The organism is Metaplanococcus flavidus (genome assembly GCF_042675885.1).
Taxonomy (GTDB): Bacteria; Bacillota; Bacilli; order Bacillales_A; family Planococcaceae; genus Planococcus; species Planococcus flavidus.
Genome location: NZ_JBHTKI010000001.1, coordinates 1 through 13,276, shown reverse-complemented (window position 1 = coordinate 13,276; position 13,276 = coordinate 1). Strand labels below are relative to the sequence as shown.

10 protein-coding genes are annotated in these 13,276 nt (G+C 46.8%); 8 read left to right on the top strand and 2 right to left on the bottom strand.

Annotated elements, in window-relative coordinates; all coding sequences use genetic code 11:
• Positions 1-282: 282 nt before the first annotated feature.
• The gene (yhfH, locus tag ACFQ1X_RS00050) at positions 283-408 is read right to left on the bottom strand and encodes a protein YhfH (RefSeq protein ID WP_144841097.1); all 126 of its coding nucleotides are present in this window, start codon (positions 406-408) and stop codon (positions 283-285) included.
• 143 nt (positions 409-551) lie between these two features.
• Here yhfH and ACFQ1X_RS00045 point away from each other — a divergent pair, with 143 nt between their 5' ends.
• From ACFQ1X_RS00045 to ACFQ1X_RS00015, 7 genes are all read left to right on the top strand, one after another.
• Positions 552-1,544, top strand: a complete 993-nt coding sequence (locus ACFQ1X_RS00045) for a lipoate--protein ligase (protein WP_144841098.1) — start codon at positions 552-554, stop codon at positions 1,542-1,544.
• A 71-nt stretch (positions 1,545-1,615) separates the two neighbouring features.
• Positions 1,616-2,320, top strand: coding sequence for a response regulator transcription factor (locus tag ACFQ1X_RS00040; protein WP_144841099.1), 705 nt, complete (start codon positions 1,616-1,618; stop codon positions 2,318-2,320).
• The gene (locus tag ACFQ1X_RS00035) at positions 2,320-3,348 is read left to right on the top strand and encodes a sensor histidine kinase (protein ID WP_144841100.1); all 1,029 of its coding nucleotides are present in this window, start codon (positions 2,320-2,322) and stop codon (positions 3,346-3,348) included. Before ACFQ1X_RS00040 ends, ACFQ1X_RS00035 begins: the two co-directional genes overlap by 1 nt.
• Entirely contained in the window at positions 3,326-4,099 is a 774-nt protein-coding gene (locus ACFQ1X_RS00030; protein ID WP_144841101.1) for an ABC transporter ATP-binding protein, read from the top strand. Before ACFQ1X_RS00035 ends, ACFQ1X_RS00030 begins: the two co-directional genes overlap by 23 nt.
• Positions 4,071-6,008, top strand: a complete 1,938-nt coding sequence (locus ACFQ1X_RS00025; RefSeq protein WP_144841102.1) for an ABC transporter permease — start codon at positions 4,071-4,073, stop codon at positions 6,006-6,008. The genes ACFQ1X_RS00030 and ACFQ1X_RS00025 overlap by 29 nt, the downstream gene beginning before the upstream one ends.
• A gap of 99 nt (positions 6,009-6,107) precedes the next feature.
• Complete coding sequence (locus ACFQ1X_RS00020; protein WP_144841103.1) at positions 6,108-7,664, top strand: fatty acid--CoA ligase family protein; 1,557 nt, start codon at positions 6,108-6,110, stop codon at positions 7,662-7,664.
• A gap of 617 nt (positions 7,665-8,281) precedes the next feature.
• Positions 8,282-10,258 (top strand): S9 family peptidase, encoded by a 1,977-nt coding sequence (locus tag ACFQ1X_RS00015; RefSeq protein WP_144841104.1) that lies wholly within the window; start codon positions 8,282-8,284, stop codon positions 10,256-10,258.
• Positions 10,259-10,323: 65 nt separating this feature from the next.
• Here the strand turns inward: ACFQ1X_RS00015 and ACFQ1X_RS00010 are convergent, their stop codons facing one another.
• Positions 10,324-11,100, bottom strand: coding sequence for an enoyl-CoA hydratase-related protein (locus ACFQ1X_RS00010; RefSeq protein ID WP_144841105.1), 777 nt, complete (start codon positions 11,098-11,100; stop codon positions 10,324-10,326).
• 105 nt (positions 11,101-11,205) lie between these two features.
• On the opposite strand from ACFQ1X_RS00010, the gene ACFQ1X_RS00005 reads away from it, so the two are divergent.
• A complete protein-coding gene (locus tag ACFQ1X_RS00005; protein WP_144841106.1) occupies positions 11,206-12,822 on the top strand; it encodes an ABC1 kinase family protein in 1,617 nt (538 codons plus the stop codon).
• Positions 12,823-13,276 lie beyond the last annotated feature (454 nt).

Here is a 13,276-nt window from a genome sequence, read left to right as displayed (position 1 = left end):
TGTTTTACTCCATATCTAAGATACTCTCTCAATCAAAGTTACTTTCCTAGCGCCGGTGCGCTCCAGGACTGGGCGAAGCAATAAGACGAGTGGTCTTCTCGGCTTATTGCGGGAGCCAAGGTGTGCCATACGAAGATGGCACCTCCTTTGCGACGAGCTTGCGCAGGAGCATAATCTTTGCCCTTGTCCAAAGCACCGAAGCGGCATATTTATCGGATTCTGAAATTCATCCTATATATATAAAAGGCAAGCGCATTTTTTCTGCGCTTGCCTTTTTTTGTCTTATAGCTCGGAACAGGAATTGCATTGAGTACCGTAGCACTCGTGCTGTTCTTCAATCTTTTCTCCACAAGTTGCGCATTGTTTCGGTGGCAGGTTCTTGAAAAATTCGACTACGTTCTCAATCATTCATTCCAGCTCCTTTTTGTTATAGTACTGTGATAATTAAACCTAGTGTATTATAACAGTTAGAAGAAGTCAACTCTCAACAGTGAATTATTTTTAATTATCCGTTAAACTGAAAAGAGGATAAAAGCTAAAGGAGAGAGATTATGTATTTCGTAGACAATAAGGGAATCACCGATCCGCGCATCAACCTTGCTATTGAAGAATATTTATTGAAGAACATGGACGTAGAAAAGGATCCTTTCCTGTTGTTCTATATCAATGAACCTTCAATTATTATCGGAAAGAACCAGAATACCGCTGAAGAAATCAATACGGATTATGTGGATTCCAATGGCATCCACGTCGTGCGCCGCCTGTCAGGTGGGGGAGCGGTTTACCATGATCATGGCAATTTGAATTACAGTTTCATCACAGTGGATGATGGCGAAAGCTTCCGTAACTTCCGTAAATTCACTGAACCTGTAGTAAATGCGTTGAACAGCCTCGGGGTCAACGCCGAGTTATCCGGCCGCAATGATTTGATGGCTGAAGGCCGCAAGATTTCCGGCAATGCCCAGTTTTCGACTCGCGGACGGATGTACAGCCATGGCACGCTGATGTTTGATACCAATATCGAAGAAGTGGTTTCCGCTCTGAAAGTGAGCAAGGAAAAAATCGAATCGAAAGGCATCAAATCGATTCGCAGCCGTGTTGCCAATATCTCTGAGTTTCTCGAAACACCGATGACCGTAACGGAATTCCGTTCTGCGATTCTTCATTCTATTTTCGAAGGCGAAGAAAATGTGAAATTGTGGGAACTGACAGATAAAGACTGGGAAGGCATCCATGAGATTTCCCGCCAGCGTTATGGCAATTGGGATTGGAATTACGGCAAGTCACCGAAATTCAATGTGAAACATTCGCACCGTTTCCCTGTCGGGGGCATCGATGTACGCCTGCAAGTCGAAAAAGGGGTAGTGGAAAACGCTAAAATATTCGGCGACTTTTTCGGAGTCGGTGATATATCTGAACTCGAAAATGCCCTGACTGGTGTGAAGTACGAGCGCAATGCATTGGATGAAGCGATTTCCGGAATGGACATCCCGAAACTTCTTGGAGGCATCACGAAAGAAGATTTTTTGAAATTAATTTATTAAGAAATAATGAAGAGCCTGCTTTTGAGCAGGCTCTTTTGTTAGAATGAAAAGAAAAGGGAAGGAGGGTCTATATGTCAGCACAAAGGATTTTTATCGTGGAAGATGATTTGAAAATTGCCGCAATGCTCGCGGAGACATTGCGCAAATACCATTATGAAGTGGAAACAGCCAAGGATTTCGATAAAATTCTGGAAGAAGCTGAAGCGTTCGAGCCTCATCTGATTCTGCTTGATATCAATCTTCCTTCCTATGATGGCTATTATTGGTGCAGGCAACTCCGACTGACCACCACTTGTCCAATCCTCTTCATCTCTGCCCGGTCCGGTGAAATGGATCAGATTTTCGCTTTGGAAAACGGGGGCGATGATTTTATCACGAAACCTTTCCATTATGAAATCGTCCTTGCAAAAATAAGGAGTCACCTCCGCAGAGCCTTTGGGGAATATGCGTTAAAGCAGGAAGAACGTTCTGTCAAAGCAGGACGCCTCACCTTATATATGGAGAGAATGGAATTGCATGTGAAAAATGATGTTATTCCGCTGCAAAAAAAAGAAGCGACGATTCTGGGACTGTTGTTGTCTCACTACCCAAAAGTCATCTCCCGCGAACAATTGCTGGAAGAGCTGTGGGATGACCAGGCATTTGTCGATGAAAATACGCTGAATGTCAATATGACGCGAGTGCGCAAAAAATTGGCGGATTATGAAGTTCTGTCTGTCATCGAAACGGTAAGGGGAGCAGGTTACCGCCTTCTGATCGATGAGGGGGAACTGTAATGCTACGCCTCTTTTTAAAAGAACATGCCGCTTATATTGTTTTTCAGGCAGTATTGGTCGCCTTTATCATGATTCTTTATTGGCTGGACGGTTTTCGGAACCTCGATACGGCCATCTATTCTTTTGTCATCAGCATTCTTCTGACCTCCACATTTTTGGGAGCCAGGTATATTAAGCGCCATCGTTATTATAAGAAAATTACTGAAAATCCCGACAAAATGGAACACATGCTGCAAAAGGAAGGCCGATCGCCCGAGCAGATCCAAATTGATCTTTACCTCCAGAAACTGTATAAGGTCTATCAAAATGAAGCACAAACCCTTTATGCCTCACAAAACAGACATCTCCAATTCATGAATCAATGGGTTCATCAGATGAAAACGCCGATTTCAGTTATTCAATTGTTGCTGCAAAATCCGGATGAATTGGATAAAAAAAGTGTTTCCGAGGAGATTGATCGGCTGAAAGCAAGTCTGGATACGGTTCTGATGAACGCCAGACTCGATACGTTCGAACAGGATATGCACATAGAGCAAGTGAATCTGCATGGACTGGCAACAGAAATCATTACTGAAAACAAACGCTTGTTTATTTCCAGACAAGTTTATCCGGTAATCGAGATGGGCAAAGATTTCATCGTGGCCACCGACCGTAAATGGATGAAGTTCATCCTGGGGCAATTGCTGACTAATGCCATTAAATATACGTTCGAAAAGGACAAAAAAGTATACATTACCGCCGCCTGCCAAAATAGCCCTATCCACCTTTCAATTAAGGATGAAGGACTGGGGATTCCTTCCACTGATTTAGGGAGAGTGACCAAAGCCTTTTTCACAGGTGAAAATGGCCGGAAGACAGCAGAATCCACCGGAATGGGTCTCTATATAGCCAAGGAAGTTTGCAATAAACTTGGTCACGAGCTGGTCATCGAGTCAGCTGTGGGCCAGGGAACGACTGTATCCATTCTGTTTTCAAACCAGGATTCAGACCTACAGGAGGAAAAAAATGCCATTAGTGAAAATAGATGATGTAACAAAGGTATATGAAGGAAAAGTGACGCACCGGGCCATCAATCAACTGGAGTTTGAAGTTGAAAAGGGGCAATTCCTGGCAATCATGGGGCCATCGGGCAGCGGCAAGACGACCCTGCTGAACCTCATATCCACCATTGATGATCTCACTTCCGGCCGTATAGTTATCGACGGCATCGATCCGCATGAATTGGGCAAGAACGAATTGGCTCTTTTTCGCCGGCGGAAATTAGGCTTTGTTTTTCAGGATTTCAACCTGCTGCAGATGCTGACGGTTGAAGAAAACCTGGTGCTGCCATTGACGCTCGATTATGTACCTTTGGACCAAATGACGAACCGGGTTATGGGAATTGCCGACCGCCTCAGCCTGACGCCGATTCTCCACAAACGGCCAAATGAAATCTCCGGAGGAGAAGCCCAGCGCACCGCAATCGGGCGTGCGCTCATCCATAAGCCGGATCTGATTCTCGCGGATGAACCAACGGGAAACCTGGATTCAAAAGCATCACGGGAAGTACTGGAATTATTGTCAACGATCAACCGGGAAGAAGGCTCAACAATCATCATGGTGACCCATGACCCGATCGCTGCCAGTTATTGCAACAGGGTGCTCTTTATCAAAGACGGTGAATTCTTCAATGAAATATACAGCGATGACCGGCGCCAGACTTTTTATCAGCGCATCCTGAACGTCCTATCTTTATTGGGGGGCAATGTAAATGACCTTTCGGCAGCTCGCTTACCGTAATGTACTGCGCAATTTAAGGAGCTACGCCGCTTTTTTCCTTGCCAGTGTGGTGTCGGTCATGGTGTTCTTTGTCTATTCGATGTTCATATTCCACCCCTTATTCGAAGAAGAAGGCCTCGGAACATTGGCTGTCCGCGGCATGCTGATTGCTGAAGTCGTCCTGTATATTTTTACGCTGTTTTTCCTGTTTTATTCGATGAGCGCCTTTTTGCAGGCACGGTCGAAGGAGTTTGGGGTATTGGTGCATCTCGGGATGACCAAAAAGCAGTTAAGCAAAATGATTTTTTTTGAAATGATGATCCTTGGCAGCATCTCGACGGCTGCAGGAATCGCATTCGGATTCGTGTTTTCGAAGTTCTTTTTTATGATCGGCCGCGAAATTATGGAGCTGGAATCGCTGCCGCTGTATCTGGATTGGAAGCCTTTCCTTTTGACGATCGGTGCATTTGCGAGCCTGTTCATCATCATTTCATTTATCAGCGTCGGCTTTATCCGGACGAAGAGAGTATTGAATCTGCTTCAGGGTTACTGGAAAGTTGACGAGACAGGGAAAAGTTCGTATATTTTGTCTGCGGCAGGCATCGGTTTTCTTGTAATAGCTTATACGCTCGCAACGCTTGTCACTGATACGACCGTCTATATGATGGCTTTCATCATTCCGCCGCTTGCGACCATCGGCACTTATCTGTTCTTTACGCATTCGATCCATACGCTGCTCAATCTCTTTAAAATGAAAAAAACCTTTTTCTGGGACAAGACCAGGCTTGTCTCCATCGCGGATTCGTCAGTCAAATTGAAGGACAGCGCGCAGATGTTCTTCATCGTGACCATCGTGTCGACCATCGCTTTCCTGACAGTGGGAACGCTCGCTTCCTTCACTTCCTATACCGGAGATTTCCGGGAATCGAATCCGCTCAGCCTGATTTATATTTCGTTTGAAGAAAATCCGCAGGAAGCAGAACATATCAACCTGCTGGCAACTCAATTGGAGCAGAAGGGCCTTGCATATGACATTGCACCGTTGACCGTGAAACGGCAGACCTCGGAAGCCAGTGGCAATGAAGTTGATATTTTGCAGGCATCGCAATTCAACCGGCTTGCAGCAGCGCTGGGCCAAGAAGAAGTCGCTCCCGAGCCGGGACAAGGAATTTTTATCCCATACTCCCGGGAATCACGGGAAGAATTGGATGTAACGATTACGGATACAACGCTTACTGAAAGTGGAGTTCCGCTTTTTATCGCAGAAGCCTATCCGCATGTCATGTTTCCCAATCATACGCTGAATGCCAATAGCATCATTGTGAACGACCAGGATTTCGCTGCGATAGATGAACCGTTAGCCGGCTTTACCGCGGAGCAGTCTTCATTCACGTACTATGCTTTTGATGTGCCGGACTGGACGGCAACGCTCGGGGTCGGCAACGCTCTTTCGAAACAAATGGAAGAGGCTTTCGAAACGGCTGACTTTGGTTCGGTCGCTTATTATTTTGAAAATCCTGGCGAAGATTATCGCTGGTTCAAATCTTCATTTGCGCTGATGCTTTTCATCGGCGTGATGGTTGCGCTGGTATTCCTGCTGGCAGCCGGTAGTTTTATTTACTTCAAACTGTATACAGGATTGGAGCGGGACCGGAAGCAATATGCCCTGTTGGTGCGGCTGGGTATGACAGAAAAAGAGCTGCTGAAAATCGTTAACCGCCAGCTGGTACCGCAGTTTTTCCTGCCATGGACTCTTGCGCTGCTTCACAGCTGTTTCGCTTTCATTTCGCTGCAAGTGGTGTGGGACGAATTTGCAGAACTTTCCATTTTAGGGGAAATGGCAATCGTGCTTGCCGCCTTCACGATTATTCAATTGCTTTATTTCTATCTCATCCGCTGGCGCTATATAACCCATCTGCAGGCATCGTGATATTCACGGTGTCTGTTGTATTGTCTGAAGATTTATTTTATAATGAAGAAAGTGACGATTATGAATGAGTATTCATTCAATACGAAAGAGGGATGCAAAATGAATTTAGTAAAACGTGTTCACGAAATTGCCGGCCAGAACCCATCAAAAGCGGCCTATCATTTTATGGGGAAGGATACTTCCTACGGAGAATTTGAACAGACTGTCGGGAAATTCGCCAACGCACTGGAATCGATGGGTGTACAAAAAGGGGACCACGTAGCGTTTCTGTTAAGCAATACGCCTCATTTCCTGATTTCACTTTACGCAACAATGCGCCTGGGAGCGACTGCTGTTCCGATCAATCCGATTTATACCCCGGATGAAATCGCTTACATAGTAAACAACAGCGATGCCAAAGTAGTCATTGCACTCGATGCCTTGCTGCCCCTTGTGGAAAAAGCGCATATGGCACTTCCGGCCGTCGAATCCTATATCATTTGCGAAACAGATCCGTCAACCGGTGCCAAACTGGCTCAGTTGCCGGATGCTGTGAAAGGCAAAGTGAACGCATTCAGCAATATGCTCTTCAACGCATCTTCTGTAAACCTGCCTGTTGAAGTGGCTGAAGACGATACGGCAGTCATCCTTTACACGTCCGGCACTACCGGCAAGCCAAAAGGGGCGATGCTGACACACGGCAATCTTTACTCTAATGCACGGGATGTTGGCGAATACCTGAAAGTTACGTCTGCCGACCGTGTACTGGCAACTTTGCCGGTATTCCATGTTTTCGCTTTGACGGTAGTCGTAAATGCTCCACTGATCCAGGGAGCTACAATTATCCTTGTTCCGCGTTTCAATCCGAAAGACGTATTTGATGCCATCATAGCTACAAATGCCACAGTCTTTGCGGGAGTTCCGACCATGTACAATTTCATGTACCAGTATCCAGAGGCAAAATCGTCCGATTTCGATTCCATCCGAATGGCGATTTCAGGCGGCTCCGCCCTTCCAGTCGCATTGCTTCATAATTTCGAAGATAAATTCAACGTCCGCATTTCCGAAGGCTACGGTCTATCCGAAGCTTCACCGGTTACTTGCTTCAATCCGATTGACCGCGAACGCAAAGCCGGTTCGATCGGAACATCCATCATCAATGTAGAAAATAAAGTCGTTAACGAACTTGGCGAAGAAGTGGCTGTCGGGGAAGTTGGAGAATTGATCGTCCGCGGACCGAACGTCATGAAAGGCTATTATAAAATGCCGGAAGAAACAAATGCAGCGATCAAAGACGGCTGGCTATATACTGGCGATTTAGCGACTGTTGATGAAGAAGGTTATTTCTTCATCGTCGACCGCAAAAAAGACATGATCATTGTCGGCGGCTATAACGTCTACCCGCGTGAAGTCGAAGAAGTCCTGTTTGCTCATCCGGGCGTTTCCGAAGCAGCTGTCGTCGGCTTGCCGGATTCAGACTTCGGTGAATCGATCAATGCGTATGTCGTGTTGAAAGACCAGGTCTACACAACTGGCGATCTTCAAAGATACTGCGCGGAACATCTTGCGAAATACAAAGTGCCGAAGCATTTTGAAGTCCTTGATGAACTGCCGAAAAACACAACAGGCAAAATCCTGCGCCGTTCATTGAAAGAACAGGCTTTGAGCCAGCAATAATTAAAACAAGTAAAACCCCCGGCAAATTGCCGGGGGTTTTGTGTTTTATATAATAATCAGCACTTATGATTCTTTTTAAAAAGGTGAACTAATAATTCAACGTAGTCGATATTCCGCAAAACAGCTTGCTTGCCAAAACCCGTGCTCCTGCATCGCTGCGCTAGCTTCGTCGCAAAGACTCGGCCGAACTCCCTTCGGCCAACTCTTGGCTTGCGCTGAGCTAACTCGGTCTCGTTTCACTTCGCCCGAGTGGATCTCAGCACTTCGCTTGGTCCCCTGGGCGTCTGCGCCGTTTTGCTCCATATCTTAGAGATTCTCTGCGCCAAAATTAATCACCCAGCGCCGGCGCGGCTCAGGACGGGCCGGAGCAATAAGACGAGTGGTCTTCTCGGCTTATTGCGGGAGGCAAGGTGCGCCAAACGAAGATGGCGCCTCCTTTGCGACGAGCTTGCGCAGAAGCATAATCTTTGCACTGTCCAAAGCGCCGAAGCGATATATATACTGATTCTTTATATCAACTTATTTAATTTTGAAATTCATTGAAATTACTGATATTTTTCATTATAGTGGAAGAGTAAGTATTGCGAGAATCGAAATAGTTTTGAGGAGGAAATAAAGTGGCTAAAAAAGCAGTTGAAATAAAAGACTTAACAAAATTGATCTCGGTGGCAGATCCGCATCTTTCGCCTGATGGCAAAGAAGCCGTCTTTATACGGACGCACATCGATGAAGAAGACAATAAATACATATCGCATCTTTGGCATGTTTCACTGGAGACAGGCGAGTTGTCGCAATGGACATACGGCAAGCAGCGCGTGTCGTCGCCGCAATGGTCGGAAGACGGCAAATCTGTCGCATTCCTGTCAGACCGGACCGAAAAAAACCAGCTATATATTTTGCCGGCAAGAGGCGGAGAAGCGCGCGACCTGACGGATTTTGAAAAAGGGGTCAACAGTTTCCGCTGGTCTCCGTGCAACAAGAAGATCTGGTTTGACGCAATGGTGAAAGAAGGCCAGACTTTCACGGACAAAGAAGAAAAAGATGAAAAGAAATTTCCTGAACCGTATGTCGTCGATAAGATGAAATACAAAATGGATGGCATGGGTTTGCTGCCAAAGGAATTTCATCGCCAGATCGGCCTCATTGACATCGAATCCAAGGAAGTTGAACAGATTACGGACGGCACATATCATCATGGACTTGAAGCCGTATCGCATGACGGCAGCAAGCTCGTATACGGCGTGACGCGTGAAGAGAACCTCGATTTCGTCTTCCGCCAGCCGTTGTTCATCTATGATACAGAAAGCAAGAAAGAAACAGTGCTCGTGGATGAAGAAGGATATTTTGGCAGTGCGGCGTTTTCCCATGACGATGCACATATCGCTTATGTGGGCAGCACACGCAATTATCAGAACGCCACGCACACGGAACTTTACGTTCACACGCTTGCGTCGAAGTCGTCTATCTGCCTGACTGAAGGAATCGATGTGCCGGTCGGCGATTATGTAGTTGCGGATCATCAGCAAAGTTCAGACGCACCAGGAGCTGTCTGGACCAAAGATAATGACCTTTACTTCCAGGTATCAACAATGGGCGATGTGCGCCTTTACTTCGCATCGCTGGACGGCGCAGTTTATCCGGCTTCTCCAGACATGGAGCATGTCTATGGCTATGATATTGCACGAAACGGCGAATTCGCACTTGCCGCGATCACCAATCCGGTGGACCCGGGTGAACTGTATCATTTGACGATTGCCACCGGTGACCGCAAAGCGCTGACTTCATTCAATAAAACTTATTTGGATGAAACCGAATTGGTTGCACCTGAACTGATCATCGCGAAAGGGGCGAAGGACTGGGCTGTTCACGGATGGTTGATGAAGCCTTATGGTTTTAAAGAAGGGAAGACATATCCACTGGTGGTCAATATCCACGGTGGCCCGCATGCCATGTACGCAAATTCATTTTTCCACGAAATGCAATTGCTCGCAGCTCGCGGATTCGGTGTTCTGTATGTCAATCCCCGCGGCAGCCACGGCTACAGCCAGGAATTTGTCGATGCAGTGCGCGGCGATTACGGTGGCGGCGATTACGAAGACATCATGAAATCGCTTGACGGCGCTATTGAAGCGAACAGCTGGATTGATACGGAGCGTCTCGGCGTGACAGGCGGCAGCTACGGCGGCTTTATGACCAATTGGATCGTGGGACACAGCAACCGCTTTAAAGCGGCCGTAACTCAACGGTCAATTTCCAACTGGATTTCTTTCTTCGGTGTGTCGGACATCGGCTATTATTTCTCCGACTGGCAGATACAGGCGGATATGACGGATGTCGATAAGCTGTGGCACCATTCACCTTTGAAGTATGCCAAGAATGTGGAAACACCATTATTGATCCTGCATTCAGAAAATGATTACCGCTGCCCGATCGAACAGTCGGAGCAATTGTATATCACACTGAAAAGCATGGGCAAAGAAACGGAATTTGTGCGTTTCCCGGAAGCGGACCATAACTTGTCCCGTACAGGCAAACCGAATCTGCGTTTTGCGCGTCTCGAGCAGATTGCCGGCTGGATGGAGAAATACCTGTAAGAAGAATAGCAAGACAAAAGAGGCCCTCTCCTGAGCAGAGGGCCTCTTTTTGTGTTTCAAATATTTTATTTCCCTTTAAAGACAGGTTTGCGTTTTTCACCGAACGCGAGCAGCGCTTCGACGCGGTCTTCGGTTGGTATCGTCAGTTCATAAGCTTTTCTTTCAATATGCAGTCCGGTCTGCAGATCTGCATTCATGCCATTCTTGATGGCGAATTTCGCCTGCTGCAGGGCAATTGGGCCGTTCCCCAGCATCGAATCGGCAAAGGCACCGGTCACTTCGGCAAGATCATCCTGCGATGCGACGCGTGTCACTAATCCGTAGTCCAGTGCTTCGGCCGGTTTCAGGCGGCGCGCAGTCAGAATCAGCTCCAGCGCTTTCGACTCCCCGATCAATCGCGGCAGCCGCTGGGTTCCACCGGCGCCAGGAATTATTGCGAGGCTTGTTTCCGTCAGGCCGAGTAATGTATCATCCGATACGATTCGGAAATCACATGCAAGTGCCAGTTCCATTCCGCCGCCGAAGGCAAAGCCATTGATCATGGCGATGGTAGGCTGCGGAAGGTTCTCTATTGTGGAAAAAACTTCGCCGATCTTGTAGATATTGCGTTTAACATGCTGGTCCGTCAGTGTTTTTCGTTCCTTTAAATCCGCGCCGACACTGAATGCCTTTTCTCCGGCACCGGTAAAGACCACTACGCGTATATCAGGATTGATGCGGATCGACTCAACCACTTGTCCGAGTTCCATCAGCATATCGTAGTTAAACGCGTTCATCGCATCCGGGCGATTCAATGTGATGAAAGCCAGATTTCCTTTTTGTTCGTAATTAATTGTGTCCATTTTCATCCCCCTTGTCTAATTGCCATCCTTTTAAAACATACCACTTTTTGGACTATTCCGCTATCAGTGCCTATAATGTAATGTACAAGAGGAGGGACCCCGCTTATGAATCAGATTACGTTTATCCGTGTTATCCGAATAGTTTTTATGGCTGTAAAATTTTTTATGCGGGCAACGCTCTTCCAAAAACGTCATCGTGGCAATTGGAATCCGCTGGTAGAAGAGAAATGGAACAAACTTGTCACTGAAATGGCCAAGCAATATAAGAATCTCGCACTTCAACTCGGCGGCCTTATGATCAAACTGGGGCAATTCCTGTCAACGCGGGCCGACATCATGCCGCCCAGCTTTCTCGCTGAATTGGAGGGATTGACTGACAGAGTTCCTTCGGTGGAACGCGAACAAATCGTCGCAGTCCTGGAGCGGGAATGGAACACGCCGCATACCACCTATCTGAAAAATCTTTCTGAGGAGGCAATCGCTTCCGCCTCGATAGGGGAAGTTTATAAAGGGATTATGAAAGACGGCAGTGAAGTCGCGATCAAAGTGCAGCGTCCGGGAACCGGCCGAATTCTGCGCGCTGATTTTCAGGCAGTGCGGATTGTCATCTGGATGGCACGCAAATTCACCAATTTTTCAAAGCAGATCGATTTCACGAAATTATATCTGGAAATGACTGAAACGATCGGGGCAGAATTGAATTTCCAGCAGGAATTGCAAAATGGCCGGAGCTTTGCAGAACGTTTTGATGAAATGGACGGCATCCAATTCCCACGCTATTACGAAGATTTGTCCACCCGCCATGTATTGGTGATGGACTGGATCGAAGGTGCACGGATCACGGACCTTGCCTTTATTGAAAAATATGAAATTGACCGTTTTGAAATCTCTGAGAGACTGTTTATCCTGTTTCTTGAACAGGTGCTTTACGGGGGACAATTCCATGCCGATCCGCATGGAGGCAATATCCTTCTGAAGAAAGACGGTACTATTGTATTGATCGATTTCGGAATGACCGGTGTTATTCGGAAATCAGACTCGCAGGCGGTTCTGCGGATAGCCGAGGGCATCATCTTCAAAAATTATGATCAGGTGCTGGATGGGCTGGAAGATCTCCGATTCCTGCTGCCGCATGCAGACCGGGAAGTATTGAAAGATGCCATAGCGCGTCTTGTCACGGCATATGAGTCGGATGAATTGATGGAAATGGACAGTTTTGTTGTGGAGAGGCTGATGAAAGATCTCCAGAAGATTGTCCGTACACAGCCGGTTCAGCTTCCCTCGGAGTTCGCTTTCTTCGGCCGTGCGGTCTCAATCTTTGTTGGAGTGCTCCATGTCCTGAATCCGAAAGTCGATCTGATGGCACTGGCGCGTCCGCGTATTCTGGAATGGGCTTCATCGCAGAAAGAAGGCGAGAAAGTTTTCGGAAAAGGGGATGTGTTGCGCTGGGTCCTGAATTCAACGGGGCCGCTTCGCGTTCTTCCGCAGAAAGTCATCAATTATCTCGAGGAACCGGAACGGATGCGCAATTACCTGGAAAACCGGGACGGCCGCATGCGGGAGTATCGCCGCGATCTGCAGAGCAGAATGTTCGCTGGCATTTTCAGCATCCTGACATTTACGGGAATCTCCGTTTCCGTCTGGTTTTCGAACGAGCCTTACCTCTGGCTTTCTTCCGGAGCCTTCGTGGCATCGCTGGTCGTTTATCGGTCTATTAAATAGAACCTCTGCGAATGTTGACGGATGATAAAATTTTTAATTTTATCTGGAGACACCGTTCGTAAACGTATCCGGAAATAAGAGAACGTTCGTAAAGTGCTTATCCACTTTTACGAACGTTTTTTATTGCACTTTTTAGCTACTTTTGAAGCGTTCGTAAAAGTACACGTTTACGAACAGGTTGTAAACAAATTTTCAAGATGCTTGAATAAACGTTTTTGCCTATGCAAAAACACCTCCAAATTGAGTACTTGTTAAAAATGTACCATATCGAAGGTGCTTTATATTTTCTCATTTAATGATGCAACTCTAGATCACTGAAATTACAATGGACTTTTTGATTTTCTTGATACATGAGTAAATTTCATAATTCCGAGACCTTGCGGCTCTAGGTGTGTAACGGCATGAAAATAGAGCACCTCCCCAAATCCTGTATAATGGTAGTCACCACAACAAC